The organism is Microbacterium sp. NPDC089320, from assembly GCF_040684875.1.
Classification (GTDB): Bacteria; Actinomycetota; Actinomycetes; order Actinomycetales; family Microbacteriaceae; genus Microbacterium.
This window is the reverse complement of record NZ_JBFBGY010000002.1, coordinates 336,628-356,848: the sequence shown is the minus strand read 5'-3', so window position 1 is coordinate 356,848 and position 20,221 is coordinate 336,628. Positions and strand designations below refer to the sequence as shown.

At 66.8% G+C, this 20,221-nt stretch carries 22 protein-coding genes; 9 read left to right on the top strand and 13 right to left on the bottom strand.

Annotation, left to right across the window (positions count from 1 at the left end; genetic code table 11):
* Positions 1-45: 45 nt before the first annotated feature.
* Genes tatC through lnt form a run of 3 tightly spaced genes read left to right on the top strand, consistent with a single transcriptional unit; the run spans position 46 to position 4,813 of the window.
* Positions 46-804: a twin-arginine translocase subunit TatC gene (gene tatC, locus AB0N61_RS06230; protein ID WP_363363173.1), complete on the top strand. Its 759-nt coding sequence runs from the start codon at positions 46-48 to the stop codon at positions 802-804.
* On the top strand, positions 801-3,278 hold the full coding sequence (locus AB0N61_RS06225) for a DEAD/DEAH box helicase (protein ID WP_363362508.1): 2,478 nt from the start codon (positions 801-803) through the stop codon (positions 3,276-3,278). The genes tatC and AB0N61_RS06225 overlap by 4 nt, the downstream gene beginning before the upstream one ends.
* Positions 3,279-3,289: 11 nt before the next feature.
* A complete protein-coding gene (lnt, locus tag AB0N61_RS06220) occupies positions 3,290-4,813 on the top strand; it encodes an apolipoprotein N-acyltransferase (protein ID WP_363362506.1) in 1,524 nt (507 codons plus the stop codon).
* Here the strand turns inward: lnt and AB0N61_RS06215 are convergent.
* The 4 genes from AB0N61_RS06215 to AB0N61_RS06200 form a co-directional block, all read right to left on the bottom strand.
* Positions 4,810-5,193: an RNA polymerase-binding protein RbpA gene (locus tag AB0N61_RS06215; protein WP_167944147.1), complete on the bottom strand. Its 384-nt coding sequence runs from the start codon at positions 5,191-5,193 to the stop codon at positions 4,810-4,812. The two genes, lnt and AB0N61_RS06215, sit on opposite strands and share 4 nt — an antisense overlap.
* Before the next feature lie 125 nt (positions 5,194-5,318).
* The gene (locus tag AB0N61_RS06210) at positions 5,319-6,092 is read right to left on the bottom strand and encodes a glycerophosphodiester phosphodiesterase family protein (RefSeq protein WP_363362504.1); all 774 of its coding nucleotides are present in this window, start codon (positions 6,090-6,092) and stop codon (positions 5,319-5,321) included.
* Entirely contained in the window at positions 6,089-7,015 is a 927-nt protein-coding gene (locus AB0N61_RS06205) for an SPFH domain-containing protein (protein WP_363362502.1), read from the bottom strand. The genes AB0N61_RS06210 and AB0N61_RS06205 overlap by 4 nt, the downstream gene beginning before the upstream one ends.
* 9 nt (positions 7,016-7,024) lie before the next feature.
* Complete coding sequence (locus AB0N61_RS06200; RefSeq protein WP_167944140.1) at positions 7,025-7,498, bottom strand: NfeD family protein; 474 nt, start codon at positions 7,496-7,498, stop codon at positions 7,025-7,027.
* Between the two features lie 120 nt (positions 7,499-7,618).
* Between AB0N61_RS06200 and AB0N61_RS06195 the strand changes: the two genes are divergently transcribed.
* A complete protein-coding gene (locus AB0N61_RS06195) occupies positions 7,619-8,383 on the top strand; it encodes an SDR family oxidoreductase (protein ID WP_363362500.1) in 765 nt (254 codons plus the stop codon).
* A gap of 63 nt (positions 8,384-8,446) precedes the next feature.
* Here the strand turns inward: AB0N61_RS06195 and AB0N61_RS06190 are convergent, their stop codons facing one another.
* Positions 8,447-9,046, bottom strand: coding sequence for a DUF308 domain-containing protein (locus AB0N61_RS06190; RefSeq protein WP_363362498.1), 600 nt, complete (start codon positions 9,044-9,046; stop codon positions 8,447-8,449).
* Between the two features lie 181 nt (positions 9,047-9,227).
* On the opposite strand from AB0N61_RS06190, the gene AB0N61_RS06185 reads away from it, so the two are divergent.
* Genes AB0N61_RS06185 through AB0N61_RS06175 form a run of 3 tightly spaced genes read left to right on the top strand, consistent with a single transcriptional unit; the run spans position 9,228 to position 12,418 of the window.
* Complete coding sequence (locus AB0N61_RS06185; protein WP_363363171.1) at positions 9,228-9,626, top strand: helix-turn-helix transcriptional regulator; 399 nt, start codon at positions 9,228-9,230, stop codon at positions 9,624-9,626.
* A 5-nt stretch (positions 9,627-9,631) separates the two neighbouring features.
* Positions 9,632-10,042: a VOC family protein gene (locus AB0N61_RS06180; protein WP_363362497.1), complete on the top strand. Its 411-nt coding sequence runs from the start codon at positions 9,632-9,634 to the stop codon at positions 10,040-10,042.
* A gap of 27 nt (positions 10,043-10,069) precedes the next feature.
* A complete protein-coding gene (locus AB0N61_RS06175) occupies positions 10,070-12,418 on the top strand; it encodes an excinuclease ABC subunit UvrA (protein ID WP_363362496.1) in 2,349 nt (782 codons plus the stop codon).
* Between the two features lie 93 nt (positions 12,419-12,511).
* Here AB0N61_RS06175 and AB0N61_RS06170 read toward each other — a convergent pair whose 3' ends face one another.
* The 5 genes from AB0N61_RS06170 to AB0N61_RS06150 all read right to left on the bottom strand — a co-directional run bounded on the left by AB0N61_RS06170 (position 12,512) and on the right by AB0N61_RS06150 (position 15,894).
* Positions 12,512-13,357: a class I SAM-dependent methyltransferase gene (locus tag AB0N61_RS06170; protein ID WP_167944128.1), complete on the bottom strand. Its 846-nt coding sequence runs from the start codon at positions 13,355-13,357 to the stop codon at positions 12,512-12,514.
* A 134-nt stretch (positions 13,358-13,491) separates the two neighbouring features.
* A complete protein-coding gene (locus tag AB0N61_RS06165; protein ID WP_363362495.1) occupies positions 13,492-14,610 on the bottom strand; it encodes a GNAT family N-acetyltransferase in 1,119 nt (372 codons plus the stop codon).
* Complete coding sequence (locus AB0N61_RS06160; RefSeq protein WP_363362493.1) at positions 14,610-14,939, bottom strand: metalloregulator ArsR/SmtB family transcription factor; 330 nt, start codon at positions 14,937-14,939, stop codon at positions 14,610-14,612. Before AB0N61_RS06160 ends, AB0N61_RS06165 begins: the two co-directional genes overlap by 1 nt.
* Before the next feature lie 27 nt (positions 14,940-14,966).
* The gene (locus AB0N61_RS06155; protein ID WP_363362492.1) at positions 14,967-15,416 is read right to left on the bottom strand and encodes a GNAT family N-acetyltransferase; all 450 of its coding nucleotides are present in this window, start codon (positions 15,414-15,416) and stop codon (positions 14,967-14,969) included.
* A 109-nt stretch (positions 15,417-15,525) separates the two neighbouring features.
* Entirely contained in the window at positions 15,526-15,894 is a 369-nt protein-coding gene (locus AB0N61_RS06150; protein ID WP_363362491.1) for a VOC family protein, read from the bottom strand.
* A 97-nt stretch (positions 15,895-15,991) separates the two neighbouring features.
* Between AB0N61_RS06150 and AB0N61_RS06145 the strand changes: the two genes are divergently transcribed.
* Complete coding sequence (locus tag AB0N61_RS06145; RefSeq protein ID WP_363362490.1) at positions 15,992-17,317, top strand: MFS transporter; 1,326 nt, start codon at positions 15,992-15,994, stop codon at positions 17,315-17,317.
* A 20-nt stretch (positions 17,318-17,337) separates the two neighbouring features.
* Positions 17,338-17,763, top strand: coding sequence for a GNAT family N-acetyltransferase (locus AB0N61_RS06140; protein WP_363362489.1), 426 nt, complete (start codon positions 17,338-17,340; stop codon positions 17,761-17,763).
* A gap of 12 nt (positions 17,764-17,775) precedes the next feature.
* Here the strand turns inward: AB0N61_RS06140 and AB0N61_RS06135 are convergent, their stop codons facing one another.
* From AB0N61_RS06135 to AB0N61_RS06125, 3 genes are all read right to left on the bottom strand, one after another.
* Positions 17,776-18,588 (bottom strand): arginase family protein, encoded by an 813-nt coding sequence (locus tag AB0N61_RS06135; RefSeq protein ID WP_363362488.1) that lies wholly within the window; start codon positions 18,586-18,588, stop codon positions 17,776-17,778.
* Between the two features lie 92 nt (positions 18,589-18,680).
* Positions 18,681-19,436 carry an SUMF1/EgtB/PvdO family nonheme iron enzyme gene (locus AB0N61_RS06130; RefSeq protein ID WP_185274841.1) on the bottom strand — a complete coding sequence of 252 codons (756 nt, stop codon included), beginning with the start codon at positions 19,434-19,436 and terminating at the stop codon, positions 18,681-18,683.
* Positions 19,433-20,191, bottom strand: a complete 759-nt coding sequence (locus tag AB0N61_RS06125; RefSeq protein ID WP_167944112.1) for an SGNH/GDSL hydrolase family protein — start codon at positions 20,189-20,191, stop codon at positions 19,433-19,435. Before AB0N61_RS06125 ends, AB0N61_RS06130 begins: the two co-directional genes overlap by 4 nt.
* Between the last annotated feature and the right edge of the window lie 30 nt (positions 20,192-20,221).

The window sequence follows — 20,221 nt, the reverse complement described above, 5'->3', positions numbered from 1 at the left end:
GCTCTCGATTCCGCCGACCAGGAGACGCCGGGCCGTGACAGGCGGATGTCTCTCGGCGCGCACCTGATCGAGCTCCGTAAACGTCTGTTCATCGCGGCAGCCGCCCTGGTGGTCGGCATGATCATCGCCTTCATCGTCACGGAGCCGATCATCGAGCTGCTGTCGGTGCCGATCCGCACGATCGCCGCAGAGGCGGGGCGTGAGTACACCGGTCTCAACTTCACCACCGTGACGAGCGGTTTCGACCTGCGCATGCGGATCGCCTTCGCGATCGGACTGCTGATCTCCGCTCCTGTGTGGCTGTGGCAGGTGTGGGCGTTCGTCATGCCGGGGCTCACGAAGAAGGAGACTCAGTACACCTGGGGGTTCCTCGGCTCGGCCATTCCGCTGTTCTTCGCAGGATGCACCGTCGCGTTCTTCGTGCTGCCCCACGTGATCGAAGTCATGGCGTCGTTCGTCCCGACCGGCATGGCGCAGTTCTTCGACTACTCCACCTACTACGACTTCGTCTTCAAGTTCCTGCTCGTGCTCGGCATCGCCTTCGTGCTGCCCGTCTTCCTGGTGGCACTCAACCTCGCCGGCATCGTGTCGGGCCGCGACATCCTGAAGGGCTGGCGAGTCGCCATCCTGGTGTGTACGGTCTTCGCCGCTGTCAGCACGCCGCCTGCTGACGTGTTCTCGATGCTGCTGCTGATGGGATCCATGATCGTGCTGTACTTCGCGGCGACCTTCATTTCGATGCTCTTCGACCGTCGCAAGCGCAAGCGCGACGCGGCTGCAGGCATCGAACCCGTGGCCATATGAGCTCGCCCGCCGAACGATACGCCGCGGCTCGACAGGCGGCAGGGCACCCGGCGACCGTAGCCTTCGCGGCCGGCCAGAGATTCGAACTCGATCCCTTCCAGGTCGAGGGGTGCCACGCACTCGAAGACGGCCAGAGCGTGCTCGTCGCCGCGCCGACCGGAGCCGGCAAGACGATCGTGGGCGAGTTCGCGATCCATCTCGCGATGCAGACCCCGCAAGACAAGGCCTTCTACACGACGCCCATGAAGGCGCTCTCCAACCAGAAGTTCCGCGAACTGGTCGACGTGTACGGCCCGGACGACGTCGGTCTGCTCACCGGCGATACGAACATCAACGGCAACGCCCGGATCGTCGTGATGACGACCGAAGTGCTGCGCAACATGATCTACGCGGATTCTGCGGCCCTCCGCGACCTCCGCTATGTGGTCATGGATGAGGTCCACTACCTCGCCGATCGTTTCCGCGGCGCCGTGTGGGAAGAGGTGATCATCCACCTGCCGCAGCATGTGCGGCTGGTCTCCTTGAGCGCGACCGTGTCGAACGCCGAGGAGTTCGGCGACTGGCTCGACACCGTTCGCGGGGACACCGAGGTGATCGTCTCGGAGATCCGTCCGGTGCCGCTCGAGCAGCATGTGCTCGTTCGGGATGATCTTCTCCCGCTCTTCGACGATCGGGCCGGGATCGCGACCGCGCAGGTCAATCAGGAGCTGATGCGGATCCGCTCCTTCACCGGCTCGCACTACGACAACAATCGCTCGGCGCAGGAGTACCGCAGCAACAGGCATGCGGGGCGACAGGCTCAGCGCCCGCCACGAGGAGGACGCCGTCCCGTCCGTTCCGCGAACGTCCGTCGGATCGAGCGCATGGATCGGCCCGACGTCGTGCGACTGCTCGAGCAGGCGAATCTTCTGCCGGCGATCTTCTTCATCTTCAGCAGGGTCGGCTGCGACGCGGCGGTGCAGCAGGTCCGCCGGTCGGGAGTGCGTCTGACGTCGTCGGAAGAACGCGCAGAGATCCGAGCGATCGTCGAGGACCGGACCCGCTCGCTGCAGGATGAGGACCTCGGGGTCCTGGGCTACTGGGAGTGGCTCGAGAACCTCGAGCGCGGTGTGGCCGCGCACCATGCGGGTCTCCTGCCCGCCTTCAAGGAGGTCGTCGAGGATCTCTTCAAGCGCAAGCTGGTGAAGGTCGTCTTCGCCACCGAGACGCTGGCTCTGGGCATCAACATGCCCGCGAGAACCGTGGTTCTCGAGAAGATGGAGAAGTTCAACGGCGAGGCTCGGGTCGCGATCACGTCGGGGGAGTACACCCAGCTCACCGGCCGGGCCGGACGACGCGGAATCGACGTCGAAGGTCATGCGGTGGTGCAGTGGACCGAGGGGATGGACCCGCAGGCGGTCGCCGCTCTCGCCTCCCGCCGCACCTATCCGCTGAACTCCAGCTTCCGACCGACGTACAACATGGCCGTCAACCTGATCGATCTGTTCGGAAAACAGCGAGCCCGCGAGGTGCTCGAGTCGTCGTTCGCACAGTTCCAGGCCGACCGCGCCGTCGTCGGCCTTGCTCGCCAGGTCCGCGAGGCGGAGGAGTCGTTGGAGGGGTACAAGGCGGCGATGGTCTGCGACCACGGCGACTTCCTCGAGTACGCCTCGATCCGCCGGGAGCTGAGCGATCTCGAGAAGAAGAATCGCCAGGACTCCCACGCTCCGCGCGCGTCGCGTGACAAGCGCATGAAGCAGATCCAGAGCGTGCGGACGCGCATGCAGCGTCACGGGTGCCACCGTTGCCCCGACCGCGAGGCCCATGCCCGCTGGGCTGAGCGGTACTGGAAGCTCAAGCGGCAGACCGACCGGATCCGGCGCCAGATCGAGACGAGGACCGGAACCGTGGCTCGTGTCTTCGACCGCGTCGTCGAGGTGCTCGAGACGCTGGACTATCTGCACAGAGACGAACAGGACGAGACCACGCTCACCGAGGCCGGTCGAACGATGCGTCGGATCTACGGTGAACGGGATCTGCTGGTTGCCGAGTCGCTCAGACAGGGACTGTGGAACAACCTCGACGCGCCGTCCCTCGCGGCCATGGCGTGCTGCCTCGTCTACGAGCCTCGTCGTGACGAGGCGAACGCGGGCGAGCGTGATCTGCCCCGAGGCGCCTTTCGTGCAGCGTACGACAAGACGACCACGCTCTGGGCCGAGCTGGACGACCTCGAGAAGGACCACCACTTGCCGGGGTCAGAGCCTCTGTCCGCGGGCCTCGCCGGTGCGATGCACTCCTGGGCCCGCGGCGGCATGCTGGACCGCGTCCTCGTCGACGCCGACATGGCGGCCGGGGACTTCGTCCGGTGGGCCAAGCAGACGATCGATCTGCTCGATCAGCTCTCGATCGTCGCGGAAGACGGCGCGCTGGCCCGTACTGCCCGTGTGGCCCTGGACGGCGTGCGCCGCGGCATCGTCGCCTATTCCTCGATGTGAGAATAGGAAGGATGCCCGAACCCCGCGTGCCGCAGCGCCCCCTTCTGCCGCTCTCGCTCGCCCTCCCCGCTGCGGCTTCGGCCGCGCTGCTGATGAATCTGTCGTACCCGGCGACCGCGGTGTGGGTGCTCGCGTTCCCGGCCACAGCCCTGCTGCTCCTCGCGTTGATCGGCCGCCGTGCCGGGGGAGCGCTGGCAGTCGGCCTCGTCTACGGCGTGATCTTCTTCGCACTGCTGGTGTCGTTCACGTCCCGCTACCTGGGTCCGCTGCCTTGGGCCGCGCTGAGTGTCCTCGAAGGCGTCCTCACGGCGGTGGCTCTGATCCTGATCACGCTCGCCTACCGCTGGCTGCCCCGAGCGTTTCCGGGCGTCTGGGGGAGGCTCCTGCTTCTCCCTGCCGTCGTGGGGGCGCTGTGGGTCGGGCGCGAGGTCTTCGTCGGCTCGTGGCCGTACGGGGGGTTCCCGTGGGCCCGCCTCGGGATGAGTCAGGCCGAGAGCCCCCTGGCTCACGTCGCGTCCTGGACCGGCGTGAGCGGTCTCAGCTTCCTGATGGTCTTCCTCGTCGCCCTCGTCATCCAGGTCGGGCGCGCGCGTCTGTGGCGCCGGCCGACAGCGCTGCTCGCACCGGTCGTCGTGGCCGTCGCGCTCTTGGTGACGCCGCTCTTCCCCACGACGGTCAGCGGTTCCCTGCGCATCGCTGCGGTGCAGGGAAACGGTCCGAGCGGCTATTTCGACGAGCGGCAGCCCTACTCGCTCATCGACGCGCAGACGGAGGCGACCGAACCGCTCTACGGTGAAGACGTCGACCTGCTGGTGTGGCCCGAGGGCTCGCTCGATTTCGATCCGTTCCAGTCCGACTCCCTGGCGAGAAGGATGAGCGCGGTCTCCTCGCGTATCGGCGCACCGCTGTTGGCCAATGCCGCCACGGAACGTGACGGCCTTTTCTACAACACCTCGATGCTGTGGACCGAAGAAGGCCCGGACGGGCAGGTGCATGACAAACGGCATCCGGTCCCTTTCGGAGAGTACGTTCCCGACCGAGCGTTCTTCAACGCGCTCGCACCCGATCTGATCGGTCTGATCGAGCGCGAGTACACCCCGGGGACGAATTCGCCGGTCATCGACGTCGACGGCGTGAAGGTCGGGCTGGCCATCTGCTTCGACGTGATCTACGACGATGTGATCAGCGAGGGTATGGCGGACGGTGCCGAGGTGCTCGTCTTCCAGACGAACAACGCGGACTTCCGCGGGACGAATGAGAATCTGCAGCAGCTCGCCGTCGCGAGGATGCGCGCGATCGAGACCGGACGCAGCGTGGTCAACATCTCGACCGTCGGCACGAGCCAGGTGATCCGTCCGGACGGCACGACGGTATCGAGCCTGGATGCAGGAAAGGCCGGAGCGCTGCTCGAGGATGTCGAGCTGCGTTCCGGCCTGACCTCTGGAGTGGTCCTCGGCCCCTGGGTGCAGGGACTTCTGATCTGGGGCGGACTGGGCGCGCTGGCTTTCGGGTGGTTGCGCGCCCGGAGGCGCTAAGCGCCGATCTTCTCGCGCGTGGGGTCTTCGCCCGCACCGCGGCGGGCACGGATGAATGCGAGTCGCTCTTCGAGAAGCTCCTCGAGTTCTGCACGCGTGCGACGCTCCAGGAGCATGTCCCAGTGGGTGCGCGCGGCCTTCTCATCTGCGGTGTCGAGCGTGACGGCCTGGCCGTCGACGTTCAGGCGCGCGTCTGCTCCGCACGCACGGCACTCCCACGTCTGGGGCGGCTCGGCATCCGCCGAGAACATCAGGTTCGTGACATGGCCGCAGGTGTCACAGGTATAGGTGGTTTCACGGCGCTCCATGAAGACGACGCCCTCTTCGCTCTGTAGGCTCTGGGCGCCGAGTCGGATGCCGCGTAGGCTGCGATCTGCCATTGTGTGGTCCTCTCGTCCGTGTCAGGTATAACGCTCCAGCCTGTGCGCTTCATCCATGCGGGCGGGTTCCGGGCGCTATTCACAGGGGAATCCCAGCGCCACAGCGTAAGGGCGGCGTGGCGCGATCAGCGACCCACCGTGCTCAACGCGAGGTCGGCACGGTCCGTGACGATCCCGTCGACACCGAGACCGACCAACCGACGCATCGAGTCAGCGTCGTTCACGGTCCACACGTGCACTTCGACGCCACATCGGTGCGCGGATCGGAGGAGTGCGGGCGTCAGAACCCGCACACCACGGTGTCGTTCGGGAATCTGCAGCACATCGATGTCCCGCAGCATGCGGGCGGGGGAGAGGCGGAGGGCGGAAAGAGCGCGGACAGCGGCGATGGTGCGGCTGCCGCCCGACGTGGCCGGTCTGACAGCGGCGCCCGCGCGAAGGACGGCTGCGACCGTCGCACGTCGGTTCGCGTCTGAGAAGCTGGTCACGAGCACGCGGTGCGTCTGATCCGCGAGGACGGGTCCGAGCGGTGCTGCGGCGTCGACGGTCTTGACGTCGATGTTGAAGCGGGTGGTCGGGAATGCCGACAGTGCCTCCGCGACCGTGAGAAGCCCCCCGTGGTCGGCGAAGATCGTGGCGAGCTCGCGGGTGCGCACCTCTCGGACAGAACGGGAGTCGCCGACCAGCCGCAGCAGCGTCGCATCGTGGAAGAGGACGACGTCTCCGTCGGCTGTCACCCGGCAGTCCGTCTCGATGTACTCTGCGCCGGCGGCATGGGCCGCCGCGAAGGCGGCAGCCGAGTTCTCCCATACGCCCGAATCCCCGCCCGCCTCGGTGATCAGTCCGCGGTGAGCGAGGACTCGGGGCTGGCCGGCCTTCTCGAAGTAGGGGTGCGTCACGCGCCCGGCAGGTTCATGGGGGGCTGGCCGGCTCGCGGGGTGAACGCCGTGCCGATGCCCTTGAGCGCCTCGGTCAGCTCGCTCGGAATGATCCAGAGCTTGTTCGACGGGCCCTCGCTGATCTTCGGGAGCATCTGCAGGTACTGGTAGGCCAGCAGCTTGTCGTCAGGCTCGCCCTGATGGATGGCGGTGAAGACGTTCTGGATCGCCTCGGCCTCACCCTGTGCACGAAGCACAGCGGCCTGCTTGTCACCCTCTGCGCGCAGGATCTCCGCCTGTCGCGCACCCTCTGCCTCGAGGATCGCGGACTGCTTCGTTCCCTCCGCCGTGAGGATCGCCGCTCGACGATCCCGCTCGGCGCGCATCTGCTTCTCCATCGAGTCCTGGATCGAGATGGGCGGGTCGATGGCTTTCAGCTCGACGCGGCCGACGCGGATGCCCCACTTGCCTGTCGCCTCGTCGAGCACGACGCGGAGCTGACCATTGATGTTGTCGCGGCTGGTGAGGGCCTCTTCGAGGTTAAGTCCACCCACCACGTTTCGAAGGGTGGTGGTGGTCAGCTGCTCGACGGCGCCGAGGTAGTTGGCGATCTCGTACGTCGCGGCTCGCGCGTCGGTCACCTGGAAGTAGACGACGGTGTCGATGGAGACGACGAGGTTGTCTTCGGTGATGACCGGCTGCGGCGGGAACGACACCACCTGCTCACGCATGTCGATCAGGGGACGGAGGCGGTCGATGAACGGCACCAGGATGTTCAGACCAGGGGTGAGCGTCTTGTGATAGCGGCCCAGACGCTCCACAACTCCGGCCGTGGCCTGGGGGATGATGCGGATGGCGCGAGCCAGCGTGACCACCACGAAGACGGTGATCGCGATGACGAGGATCCACCCGATCGCTGCGGGGATGAACGATGCATCGTCCATGAGGGCCTCCTAGTCGTTGACGGGACGGACGGTCGCGGTCGCACCGTTGATCGCCATGACGGCGATCGGTGACCCTTGCGGGATCGGCACGGCGCCTGCAGTGCGGGCGGTCCAGGTGTCGCCGTTGCTCAGCTTCACTTGGCCGGATATCTGGGTGATGTCCTGCAGCGCGATGCCGCGGAGGTCGAGAAGGGCGTCGACATTGGATTTGGTCGGGTCCTCGCCGCGGTGCAGACGCTTGATCAGGGGTGGACGCAGAAAGAGTATGAAGAGGGCTGCCGCAGCGGCGGCGATCAGCACCTGCACCCACACAGGGATCCCGAGGAAGTCCGTGACGAGTCCCACGACGCTGCCGAAGCTCAGCATCAGAAAGGTGAAGTCGAGAGTCAGCATCTCGATCACGAGGAAGAGGGCGATCAGGACCAGCCAACCGATCCATGCCCACTGATCGACGAACTGGACGAACGTCGCGAAGTTGTCCATGCGGCCTCCTCTGCGGTCAACCTATCACGCTGGTCGAGCCCGGTCGCGGCTGCACGGGGCCGGCTTGATAGTCTGAAAGCGCCGTGTCATCACGGCGAATCACGCATCAGAGGAGTCACCGTGACCGACGTTCTTCCCGCAGGTTCCCTCGACGGCAAGGTCGCCCTTGTCACCGGTTCATCTCGAGGCATCGGGGCAGACACCGTGCGCTACCTCGCCGAGGCCGGTGCCGACGTGGTGATCAACTTCCGCAACAAGGCCCCGCGCGCAGAGAAGCTCGCCGGGCAGCTGCGCGAGCTGGGGCGGCGCGTGCTCGTCGTCGGCGCCGATCTGACCGACCCCGCGTCCGTCGGCGAGATGTTCGATGCGGTGAAGGCAGAGTTCGGGCGCCTCGACGTCCTGGTGCTCAACGCGTCCGGCGGTATGGAATCGGGCATGGCCGAGGACTACGCGCTGACGCTCAACCGGGACGCGCAGCTCAACGTCCTCGATGCGGCGACGCCGTCGCTCGGCGACGGCGCACGCGTCGTCTTCGTCACGAGCCACCAGGCGCATTTCATCCGCACGACTCCGACGATGCCGGAGTACGAGCCGGTCGCCCTCTCGAAGCGTGCCGGAGAGGATGCGCTGCGCGAGCGGATCCCCGGTCTCGCCGAGAAGGGCATCGGATTCACCGTCGTGTCGGGGGACATGATCGAGGGCACGATCACGGCGACACTGCTCGAGCGTGCCAACCCCGGAGCGATCGCGGAGCGTCGCGAATCCGCAGGCAAGCTCTACAACGTGTCGGAGTTCGCCGCGGAGGTCGCTCGGGCGGCAGTCGACGCGGTTCCGACCGACAACACCCGCCTCGTCGGCGATGTGAGCGCATTCGTCGCCGAGTGAACACCCGAGCCAACGAGAAGAGCCCCGTCCGGATGGACGGGGCTCTTCTCGTTTCGGCGGGAGTCAGATTGCGGAGTCGGCCCTCGCCGATGCCACGAACTCCTTCGCGTCCCTGCCGAGCGTGATCGCGCGGACGATCTGCACGATTCCGAGCACGACGAGAGAGATACCGAGCACCAGCCACAGCACAGCCGCGGCGTACATCGGCGAGAAGAGCACGATGACACCGGCGATGATGCTGAGCAGGGCGTAGAGCAGCGTCCAGACTCGTGAGCCGTCCTTTCCGAGCAGCGACAGCGCCACCACCCCGTCGACGATCCAGCTGATGCCGATGAAGATCACCACGATGAGCGCGAGGGTGGCGGCGGCCACTCCGAGGTTCGCGAACGCGATGACTCCGGCCACGATGTACAGCAAGCCCAGCACGATGTGTCCGGCGCGAGCCCAGCCGCCCTTGACGCGCGAGAAGATGCCGAGCCCGATGTAGACGAGACCGGCGATCACGAGGTAGGTGGCGAAGATGCCCGTCACGATCACGGCGGACTTCGTGGGCCAGACGAGCAGGACGATGCCCGCGATCAGGGCGATGACGCCGGACACGGCCAGGACGACCCGAATGGATGTGAACAGCGATTTCGCTTCGGAAGCGAGGGAATCAGTCATGGTGGGAACCCTTTCTGAGAAACCCCTGTGAGGGATGCTGACAGAGTAGCGCTGTCCGGGGCGAGATGGGGGTGGAGTCGATATCGATATGTCGCGGATGTTCACGGTCCGTCACGGGAGGTCATGGCAAAATCAGGGGGTGACCCCGGACGATGACGCGCGGCTCCGAGAGCTCGTCGTGATGCGCAAGGTGCGGGATCGGATCGACCGCGACTACGCGACACCCCTCGATATGGAGGCGCTCGCGCGCGGAGCACACATGTCCGCCGGTCATCTCAGCAGGCGCTTCAAGGAGACCTACGGGGAATCGCCATACTCCTACCTGATGACGCGACGGATCGAGCGAGCGATGGCGCTCCTGCGCCGTGGCGACCTCAGTGTCACCGAGGTGTGCATCGAAGTGGGATGCTCCTCGCTGGGGTCGTTCAGCACTCGATTCACGGAGCTGGTCGGTGTCCCACCCCGCGTGTATCGTGAGCGCGCCGCCGATGTCGACGGCATCCCGACGTTCCAGGCGAAGCACGTCATCAGACCGATCAGGAATCAAGAAGCGCCGCGCACGGACGCGCACCTATCGTGAAACCCATGAACATCAGCATCCACTACGCGTTCCTCCCGCACACCGATGCGGAGGCGGCTCTCGGCTTCTACCGTGACGCCCTCGGTTTCGAGGTGCGCAACGATGTCGGCTACGACGGCCTCCGGTGGCTCACGGTCGGTCCCGCGGGCCAGCCCGAGACATCGATCGTGCTGCACCCGCCGGCGACCGACCCCGGGATCACGGACGGCGAGCGTCAGACGATCCTCGAGCTCATCGCGAAGGGCAGCTACGGCGCGCTGACGCTCGCGAGCGACGACCTCGACGCGGTGTTCGAGCGGCTGGTCGACAGCGGGGCCGACGTGGTTCAGGAACCCATGGACCAGCCCTACGGCGTTCGCGACTGCGCCTTCCGAGATCCTTCAGGCAATCTGCTCCGCATCAACCAGGCCGGCTGAGCCCGGTCCCTATCCGAGGACACCACGATGACGCACCCCGCCGACGGCCACGACATCATCCGCGTACAGGGCGCGCGCGAGAACAACCTCAAAGAGGTGAGCGTCGACATTCCCAAGCGTCGTCTCACGGTGTTCACCGGGGTGTCCGGATCGGGCAAGAGCTCGCTCGTGTTCGACACGATCGCCGCCGAGTCCCGGCGCATGATCGACGAGACGTACAGCGCGTTCGTGCAGGGCTTCATGCCATCGGTTCCGCGTCCAGACGTCGACGTGCTCGAGGGGCTCACGACGTCGATCATCGTCGATCAGGAGCGTCTCGGCGCGAATCCACGGTCGACGGTCGGAACGGTCACCGATGCGAACGCCATGCTGCGCATTCTCTTCAGCAAGCTCGGGCAGCCTTACATCGGAGGCCCGACGGCCTTCTCATTCAACATCCCGACCCAGAGGGCCAGCGGGGTGATGACGGGGCCCGGCGGTGAGAAGAAGATCGTCAAGGATGCCATCTACCTCGGCGGCATGTGCCCTCGCTGCGAGGGCAGGGGAGCGGTATCCGATCTCGACCTCTCTCAGATCGTCGACGAGTCGAAGTCCCTCGATGACGGGGCGATCATGGTGCCCGGCTACACGGCAGACGGGTGGATGGTGAAGGGCTTCTCGGCGTCGGGTTTCTATCCTGCCGACAAGCCGGTCGCGGACTTCACCGAGAAGCAGCGCCAGCTCTTCCTCTACGGCGAGGTCACCAAGGTCAAGATCTCGGGGATCAACATGACGTACGAGGGGCTGATCCCCAAGATCACCAAGTCGATGCTCTCGAAGGACCTCGACGCGCTGCAGCCGCACATCCGCGCCTTCGTCGAGCGCGTGGCGACGTTCGCGACGTGTCCCGAATGCGATGGCACCCGCCTCACCGAGGGCGCTCGGTCATCGAAGATCGACGGCGTGAGCATCGCCGACGCCTGCCGCATGCAGGTGACGGATCTCGCCGCATGGGTGCGAGGTCTGGTGCTCCCCGGAGCCGCGCCGCTGCTCGAGGCACTGAGAGCGAACCTCGACGCCTTCGTCACGCTCGGCCTGGGTTACCTGAGCCTCGAGCGGCCCTCCGGGACGCTGTCCGGCGGCGAGGCGCAGCGCATCAAGATGCTGCGTCACCTGGGCTCATCTCTCACCGATGTCACGTACGTGTTCGACGAGCCGACCATCGGCCTGCACCCGCATGACATCCAACGGATGAACACCCTGCTGCTGCGACTGCGAGACAAGGGGAACACCGTCCTGGTGGTGGAGCACAAGCCCGAGACTATCGCGATCGGCGACCACGTGGTCGACCTCGGCCCCGGTGCCGGCAGTGCCGGCGGAGAGATCTGCTTCGAAGGGACCGTCGAGGGGTTGAAGCGCAGCGGTACGCGCACGGGTGACCACCTCGACGACCGAGCGGTCCTGAAGGATTCTGTGCGCAGCAGCACCGGCGCGATCGAGATCCGAGGCGCCTCGGCCAACAACCTGCAGGACGTCGATGTCGACATCCCCACCGGCATCCTCACGGTGGTGACCGGGGTGGCGGGGTCCGGCAAGAGCTCACTGATCCACGGGTCGGTGTCGAAGCTCGACGGTGTGGTGGCTATCGACCAGGGGGCGATCAAGGGTTCCCGGCGCAGCAATCCCGCCACATACACCGGCATGCTCGAGCCGATCCGTAAAGCCTTCGCCAAGGCCAACGGCGTCAAGCCTGCGCTGTTCAGCGCGAACTCCGAGGGCGCCTGTCCGACCTGCAAGGGGGCCGGGGTCATCATCACCGAGCTCGGGTTCATGGACACGATCGAGACGCCCTGCGAGGACTGCGGTGGCAAGCGATTCCAGGCTGCCGTCCTCGAGTACAAGCTGGCGGGCAAGGACATCACCGAAGTGTTGGACCTCCCTGTGTCCGACGCGCGCGTGTTCTTCTCGGAGGGCGAGGCGAAGCTGCCGGCGGCGGCGACGATCTTGGGACGCCTCGAAGACGTCGGCCTCGGATACCTCTCACTCGGGCAGCCGCTGTCCACCCTGTCCGGGGGCGAACGCCAGCGCATCAAGCTGGCGATCCAGATGGGGGAGAAGGGGGACACCTACGTGCTCGACGAGCCGACCACGGGACTTCACCTCGCCGATGTCCAGAACATCCTCGGGCTGCTCGATCGACTCGTCGAATCCGGAAAGACCGTGATCGTGATCGAGCACCACCAGGCGGTGATGGCGCACGCCGACTGGATCATCGACATCGGTCCCGGCGCGGGTCACGACGGCGGGCGAGTGGTGTTCGAGGGCACTCCGGCCGCGCTCGTCGCCGAGAAGTCGACGTTGACGGGGGAGCACCTGGCGGAGTACGTCGGCGCTTAGAGAGGGCTCCGCTCATGCCGCATCGGGGCGCGCGTCGCGAGGGGCACTCTCAGACGTGCGTCACATCACCGGGAGCGATCAGTCCTTGCGCGATCAGTCCTTGCGCGCGACCACGGTATACGTGCAGGGGAGGAGGTTCCGCTCCGCCTCGGGCCAGGCATACCCGCCGGGGACCTCGACCATTCGAGGGCTGAACTGCCAGGGGAGCGTCCGCCCCTCATCGAAGTGCAGCAGACGCAGGCCCGCCCTCAACAGCGATCCCAGGATCTCGGAGAGAGGATGCGGCCACTCGTAGGTCCGAGGATGCGCGACCGTGCCGTCTCCCGCATAGGTCGAGTCGTCATCCCAGCGCTGCGCGCGGCCGTCGCCGAAGTACGGATAGCGGGTCAGCAGCGTCGGCGCCTCCTCGTCGAGCGCGTAGAGCGCAGGATGGCCGTCGCGGATGAAGAACGTGCCTCCTGGGCGCAGCAGACCGACGATCTGCGCCGCCCAGCGGTCGAGATCCTCCAGCCAGGTGATCGTGCCGATGCTGGTGTACACGACGTCGAAGTCACCGCTGACAGCCTTCCGCGCGTCGAGGACGTCCGTCTCGACCCAGGTGGCTGACACGCCGCTGCGCGAAGCGAGAGCATTCGCGGCGACTAGTGCGGGCGCAGAGAAGTCGACGCCGGTGACGGTTGCCCCGGCGCGCGCCAACGAGATCGTGTCCGTACCGATGTGGCACTGCAGGTGGCAGAGGTCGAGTCCTGCGAGCGTTCCGCCGGGCACGAATCGTTCCAGGACGGGCAGGTCGTGTCTGACGACATCGCTGATGTGCGCTGGGTCGTCGAAGGCAGCCAGCCCGTACGCCGCCTCGTGCAGCGGCACGCGGTCATTCCAGTTGTCCTGATTCGCCCCGCGTGCGTCTGCCCAGTCGATGTCGACATTGAGTCCGTTCACGCCTCGAGCCTAGCGAAGCGTCTCCCGAGGCGGCAGGGCCGCCACGACCGGTTCCCCCGCGAACAGGAATAAGCCGATAATGCACATTATGTCAGCTCGACCCGAAAAAGGCCCTCTCCTGCGACCCTGAGTACTCACCAGGGCGTGCCTCTCAGATCGATGTCCCCGTGCGGCCACCTCGAGGCTGACGCGTCATGGATGAGGATCGGTGTTCCGACGGACTCGATCGTGACCTCATCGTCGGCGATCGACACGTGTCGTTCACGTGCGTGTATGCGGGTCCACCCGGCGCTCTCGTAGAACGGAACGACCTCCTCACGGCATCCGAGGTATCCGAACTCGACTCGAGCGTCATCCCGCATGACCCGCTGCGCGCGCGCCATCACTCGTCGACCGATGCCGCTGCGGCGCCACTCTGGATGCACCAGGACTCCTCCGGTTCCTGCGACCACCACGTCTCGGTCGCCCACGCTGACCGTCCGCCGCTGAAAGCCGACGTGAGCGACGAGCGTCTGGCCTATCGACATCATGACGTGCACGTGCGCGGGTGAGTATCCATACGGGCGATCGGGAACCCAGTCACCGTGTGTCGAGGAATACTCGGAATCGAAGAGCTCAGCGAGCGATGACAACTGGGTCGCTGACAGATGCGCGTGATCGACTATCTCAACGCGTTCGACGGGGGCATCGTCGTCACGCTCGGCCTCGAGGTCGCGAACCGTGATGAGGGTGCGGCCGTGCTCGCTGGTTCTGCCCGATCGCCCTGAATCCACGAAGCCCAGTTTGGCGAGCACGCGGCGCGAGGCGACGTTCCATTCCCACACTCCCGCCCACGCGCGGCGATAGCCGGCGGCCGAGGCCCAGTGCAGCACCGCGGTGGCCGCTTCGGTGGCATAGCCACGATTGTGCGCGGCCTGGAGCAGCTCGAAGGCGATCTCCGGCTCGTCATCGCTTCCATGGCCGTCGAACACGAGCCCGCAGTAGCCGAGAATCTCCCCGGAGACCGCATGCTCGACCGTGAGCAGGCCGGACTGCTGCGATGTCGGGTCGGCGATATGCGCCGCGATATCAGTCGCGGTGGGGTGACCCTCCGAGTCCAGCTTGCGATGCGACGGCACGCGCTCGTCCCGCTCCGTCCAGAGCGTGTGAAAGACGGTGGCGTCTGTCGGGGCCTGCGGGCGAAGGACCAGGCGCTCCGTCCGGAGGTGAACCGGAAGGGGCCTCTCGCGCTCTCGAGCAGATGCTGTCGTCATCAGACCTCCTCCTGTTCCGCGGCGCTCTCGTCGAGTCGGTCGGCGCGGGCATCCCAGATCCGATACTGCGTGTCGAGCCAGTCCCCCACGACAGCGAGTCGGTCTCGGTCGAGGCTGCAGGTGCGCACGCGACCGTGTTTCACGCTGCGGATGAGGCCGTTTCCTTCGAGTGTGTGCACATGCTTCATGAACGACGGAAGCGTCATCGCGAAGGACTGGGCCAACTCCCCCACGCTTGCCGGGCCCGCACCGAGAATCCGGATCACCTCTCGCCGCGTCGGATCGGAAAGCGCCAGGAACACGCCGCTCAGGTCCTCATGGTTAGCCATAGCTGAAAGTATTGCGCACGCCAACGGTTAGCGCAAGGGCAAAGTATCTGCAGGGCGGACCATGCAGATCACACCGTCGCGATCGTCCCACGATGCGACAGCCACGAAGCCGCGGGATCGATAGAGGCCGATCGCGGCCGCACGCCAGTGCCAGACCGACAGCCGGACTCGGTGCGCGGCCGTGTCCAGCGCGGCATCGAGCAGAGCCCGCCCGACCCCTCTTCCCCGCACGCTCGGATCCGTCCAGAGGCGTTTGATCTCCGACTCGCCCTCTCCCATCCGGATGACGGCAACTCCCACGGGCCGGTCGCCGACCTCCGCGATCATGACTGCGCAGTCCGCGTACGCGAGCGCGGGATCATCCACCTCCCGCCGGTACCGTGCCGGCAGAGTTCGCGGCGAGGCGGACGCCGCGATCCCGTGCTCGCGCTTCTCGGACTCGGTCTGAAGAAGATAGGTGCGCACGAGCCGGCTCACCGCGGTCGCGTCGGCACCGCGAAAGGCCGTCGGCCGGATGCGCACGGGCGTGCGTTCGGGTCTCGCGTGCGTCGAGATCAGACAGTCCGGTCACACTGACAGTCTGCCCTCAGTGCGAGGACCACACGCCGAGCTCGTTTCCGCTCGGGTCCAGGAAGTGCAGGCGTCGTCCCCCGGGGAACTCATAGGGTCCCTGCACGACGGCACCGCCGGCGTCGGTGATCGCCAGTTGCGTCGCATCCAGATCGTTCGAGTACAGCAGCACGAGAGGCCCACCGGGCGGACGCCCCTGATCGGAGAGCAGCAGGCCTCCCGCCTCCGTCCCGTCGCCGGTCGGCGACGCGATGCCGGCATACGCCGGACCGTAGTCGACGAAGACCCAGCCGAAGGCGTCGCGATAGAACCGCTTCGCCGTCTCGAGATCGTTGACGACGAGTTCGACGTAATCGATGGAGTGGTGCACGGGTGCGGGAGTCATGCGGCCACGCTAGCGACAGCATCCGACATGCGCCAGATGCACGCGGCGACGGGCTGCGCGACCGGACGGGGTCGCGACGAGGAGTAGCGTGGGAGGAGTGCAACAGGTTCCCCACTCCCCCGTGACCGCTCCGGGATGGAGAGCCTGGCTCATCTGGGGTGTCGGTGTCGCCGCCTATGTCCTGGCGATCACCAATCGCACCTCCCTGGGTGCCGTCGGCGTCGAAGCCGCCGATCGATTCCAGGCCGACGCCTCGACCCTCGCTCTGTTCGCCGTCGTACAGCTCGCCGTCTACGGCGGAATGCAGATCCCGGTCGGCATCCTCCTCGACCGCTTCGGCTCGCGTCCCATCATGACGATCGGCATGCTGCTGATGGCCGCAGGCCAGCTCACGATGGCCCTGTCCCCCGGTATCGGCATCGCGATCTTCGCCCGCGTCCTGCTCGGCGCTGGAGATGCGGCGATCTTCCCGGCCGTGCTCCGGCTCGTGGCGACCTGGTTCCCTGCCCAGCGCGGGCCGATCATGGTGCAGTTCACCGGCATCATCGGCCAGGCAGGACAGTTGATCGCACTCGTGCCGCTCGCGGCCCTGCTGCACGCGACCACGTGGACGATCACCTTCGGCAGCATCGCGGGACTGGGCGTACTGTTCACCATCCTCGTCGCGCTCGTCATCCGCAATCACCCGGCGGAGCGCGGCGCCGATGTCACGGTCGACACCGACACCGGCGTCATCCGCGTCGTCACCTCGGCGATCGACACGGGAGTGGGCATCCGCGCCGCGTGGGCTCACCCGGGCACCCGTCTCGCCTTCTGGTCGCACTTCACGACACCGTTCGCGGGCACGGCCTTCGTCCTCCTCTGGGGAATGCCCTTCCTCACCGCAGCCCAAGGTCTCGACACCGCCCATGCCGCCGGGATCATCTCGGTATACGTGGTCGCCGGAATGGCGCTCGGCCCCCTCATCGGCGACCTCTCGCGACGTCTGCCCAACCACCGCTCCCTCGCGCTCGTCCTGCCCGCGGTCGGGGTGCAGGTCATCGCCTGGGTGGCAGTGCTCGCACTGCCTGAATCGGCTCCGCTCTGGCTGCTCTACGTGCTGGCGGTGGCGCTCGCCACGGGAGGCCCGGCGAGCATGATCGCCTTCGATCACGCACGTACGCACAACCCCTCGCATCGGCTCAGCACGGCGACCGGCGTGACGAATGCCGGGGGCTTCATCGCCGCCCTCATCGCGATCTTCCTCATCGGCCTCGCGCTCGATCTGCAGGGCGCCGGCACGCCCGAGACCTATTCTCTCGAGGCGTTCCGAGTGGCGTTCCTCATGCCGATCCCCCTCTGGATCCTCGGCGTCACGTTCATCGTGATCGAGCGCAAGCGGACCCGCATCCGGATGGGCCTGGATCCCGAGAGACGGCGCTGACAGCTCTTAGGATGAGGCGCATGCCCTCTGCTTTCACGTTCTCCGCCGACCCTGCGCTCATCGACCGCGATCTGGTGCACCACTGGCTCAGCGTCGAGTCCTACTGGGCCCAGGGACGAAGCAGAGAGAGCCAGGATGCCGCGATCGACGCGTCGAGGAATTACTCGGTGCGCGATTCCGACGGCCGACAGGTCGCGTACGCTCGCGTCGTCACCGACGGGGTGACGTTCGCATGGCTGTGCGACGTGTTCGTCGACGAAACTCTTCGTGGCAACGGGATCGGGCGGATGATCGTCGAGGGCGTGATCCAGGATCTGCAGGACACGTCGACGGTGAAGCGGATCATGCTCGCGACGAGCACCGCGGACGGACTCTATGCGCAGTACGGATTCGAAGAGCCGTCAGGGCCGAGCCGATACATGCTCAAGCAGATGCCACGCGGCTGAGGGTATGCGGCCTCAACGCATGAGGTGCTGGAAGGTCTCGAGGATGAGTTCGACGCTGACGCGCTCCGGCACGTCGGCGTCGCCCGCCTCGAATTCGGCGAGCTCCACTCCCCGCACCGAGTCCGCGGGCAGTGCGGCGAAGATCGCCGCGATCTGGTGCGGCAGCAGACCCTCCGAGACGCGGTAGGCGGCAGGGATGTAACCGGGCTCGAGCACGTCCCAGTCGACGTGGATCCAGACCGGGCGGCCGGCGACGACTTCCAACACCCGATCGGGCGTGCTCTCCGACGGCGCGAGCACGGTGACGCCCGCGTCGGCGAGCAGCTCGCTCTCTGCCGCGTCGATGTCGCGACCTCCGACCACGACGACCTGCGCGGGGTCGAGCCCTGCACCGTGCCCGCTCTCCCACAGCCCGCACGCCGCCGCGACCACCATGCCACCGAGATAGCCGGAGTAGGTCGTCGACGGGGTGTTGAAGTCGCCGTGCGCATCGATCCAGAGCACCACCGCATCCGGATGCCGTGCGGCCACGGTCGGGAGGGTGCCGAGACTCGCCGCGCACGTGTTGGTCGCGAGCAGCGGGATCGAGCCGGCATCGATGGCATCGGTCACCGCATCGCGCAGGCCGTGCAACGTTCCCTCGGCCTGCGGCAGCGCGACAGACCAGTCGTCGTCGACCGCTGGGGTCGGGGTTCCGATGATCCTCTGCTCCTCGCCGAGAAGGTCCGAGAGTGCCGCGCCTACGCGACGAGCGCCGACGAGAGCTCCATCGGTGCGGTCGGCGACGCGCCCCTGCGAGACGATGAGTGAGAAGCGAGAGGTCATGACCTCAGCCTTTCACCCGGGCGAATCCTCGGTCAAAACGCCGGAGGACGCGCGAGTCGGCGAACCAGCGCGGCTCGCGTCTCCAGCGCCCGTCAGCGCCCGGGGCGTCGCAACGGCGTCCAGCCGAAGGGCACGGGGCCGTCGAACGCCGCTCGCTCCTGGTCGGCTGTCGATGACCAGCCCTGCGCCTCTCCGGGGGTCTCATGCGCACCTCGCGCGACGCGGAGCCCGACGTCCTCATGGTGCATGCGCGGGCCTCCACCGCGGCGCACGGACGCGCGGACGCTCCAGGAGTCGTCAGCGAAGCCGCCCCCGCGGAACACGCGATAGTCGTCGTAGCGCGCAGGATCCAGCAGGTCCCAGCACCACTCCCACACGTTGCCGAGCGTGTCGAACAGCCCGTTGAGGTTGGGCAGCTTGCCACCGACGTCCTGCGGCGCGGAGACACCGTCGGCGCTCGTCCACGCTGCGTCAGCGAGAGGCGCGTAGTGAGGCCCGGTCGACCCCGCCCGGCACGCATACTCCCATTCGGCCTCGGTGGGCAGACGATATCCGTCTGCGGTCACGTCCCAACTGACCTCCTCGCCGTCGAACCGGTAGACCGGGTCGAAGCCCTCCCACTCCGATGCGGCGTTGCAGAAGCGGATCGCGCGCAACCAGCTCACGTCGGCGGCCGGACGACGGGGATGACTCGAGGCGATCGGGAGGATCTCGGCGAACTGCTCCTCGGTGACCGGGAAGACGCCGATCTCGAAGTCCTCGAGTTCGACGGTGCGCTCAACCTTTCGGCGCGCGTCATGCAGAGTGACCGATCCGCCCCGGATCCGCCGCATCTCGATGTCGGTCACGCCTGCGGCACCCTTTCGACCCAGTCGGGGTACTTCGCGGCACGTCCGTCACCGGAAGACGTGCGCGTGACGCGTCGCCTGACCCAGGGCCCGACGAACTCCCGGTAGTAGGCGAGCCCCGCGGGGCCGCCTGCGGTGAGCTCGGTCGGCGACCACCACGTCGCCGGGGGCTCGAAGCCCAAGCCGTGGAGCACTCGCGCGGCGACGCGGTGGTGACCGGCGGCGTTCATGTGCAGTCGGTCCTCGGACCAGTACTTCGCGGCGGCCAGCTCGCGATCCGGCCAGTTCAGTGCCCGCACCACGTCGTCGCGTCCCTCGACGCGGCGGAGCACGGCCTCGGAGAGCAGGTCGCCACGACGCTGCACGAGCGACCCCATGGGGAGCTGGCCGCTCGGATTCGCTCCGGAGAGGAGGATCAGGGTGACGCCCTCTTCGTCACATCGGCGCAGGACCCGGCTGAAGGCATCGGCGATGTGCTCGAGGTCCGTGCGCGGCCGCAGCATGTCGTTGCCACCGCCGTTGAACGACAGGTGAGTCGGTCGCAGGGCGAGCGCGGGTTCCAGCTGCTGCTCGACGATCGGCCAAGCCAGCTTGCCGCGAATGGCCAGGTTGGCGTAACTGACCGAATGGCCCGCGGCATCCGCCCACCCCTGAGCCACCAGATCGGCCCAGCCTCGCTCACGGCCGTCGGGCAGGACATCACCCACTCCCTCGGTGAAGGAATCTCCGATGGCCACATAGCGAACGTCTGTCACCTCGACAGCCTATTCCCGGTCACGGACAGC

What these genes read in the sequence shown, in the direction of transcription:
- tatC (WP_363363173.1), top strand. Translation starts at nt 46, where the DNA reads ATGTCTCTCGGCGCGCACCTGATCGAGCTCCGTAAACGTCTGTTCATC.
- AB0N61_RS06175 (WP_363362496.1), top strand. Translation starts at nt 10,070, where the DNA reads ATGACGCACCCCGCCGACGGCCACGACATCATCCGCGTACAGGGCGCG.
- AB0N61_RS06190 (WP_363362498.1), bottom strand. Translation starts at nt 9,046, where the DNA reads ATGACTGATTCCCTCGCTTCCGAAGCGAAATCGCTGTTCACATCCATT.
- AB0N61_RS06185 (WP_363363171.1), top strand. Translation starts at nt 9,228, where the DNA reads ATGCGCAAGGTGCGGGATCGGATCGACCGCGACTACGCGACACCCCTC.
- AB0N61_RS06135 (WP_363362488.1), bottom strand. Translation starts at nt 18,588, where the DNA reads ATGACCTCTCGCTTCTCACTCATCGTCTCGCAGGGGCGCGTCGCCGAC.
- AB0N61_RS06140 (WP_363362489.1), top strand. Translation starts at nt 17,338, where the DNA reads ATGCCCTCTGCTTTCACGTTCTCCGCCGACCCTGCGCTCATCGACCGC.
- AB0N61_RS06180 (WP_363362497.1), top strand. Translation starts at nt 9,632, where the DNA reads ATGAACATCAGCATCCACTACGCGTTCCTCCCGCACACCGATGCGGAG.
- AB0N61_RS06150 (WP_363362491.1), bottom strand. Translation starts at nt 15,894, where the DNA reads ATGACTCCCGCACCCGTGCACCACTCCATCGATTACGTCGAACTCGTC.
- AB0N61_RS06205 (WP_363362502.1), bottom strand. Translation starts at nt 7,015, where the DNA reads ATGGACGATGCATCGTTCATCCCCGCAGCGATCGGGTGGATCCTCGTC.
- AB0N61_RS06200 (WP_167944140.1), bottom strand. Translation starts at nt 7,498, where the DNA reads ATGGACAACTTCGCGACGTTCGTCCAGTTCGTCGATCAGTGGGCATGG.
- AB0N61_RS06225 (WP_363362508.1), top strand. Translation starts at nt 801, where the DNA reads ATGAGCTCGCCCGCCGAACGATACGCCGCGGCTCGACAGGCGGCAGGG.
- AB0N61_RS06165 (WP_363362495.1), bottom strand. Translation starts at nt 14,610, where the DNA reads ATGACGACAGCATCTGCTCGAGAGCGCGAGAGGCCCCTTCCGGTTCAC.
- AB0N61_RS06215 (WP_167944147.1), bottom strand. Translation starts at nt 5,193, where the DNA reads ATGGCAGATCGCAGCCTACGCGGCATCCGACTCGGCGCCCAGAGCCTA.
- AB0N61_RS06160 (WP_363362493.1), bottom strand. Translation starts at nt 14,939, where the DNA reads ATGGCTAACCATGAGGACCTGAGCGGCGTGTTCCTGGCGCTTTCCGAT.
- lnt (WP_363362506.1), top strand. Translation starts at nt 3,290, where the DNA reads ATGCCCGAACCCCGCGTGCCGCAGCGCCCCCTTCTGCCGCTCTCGCTC.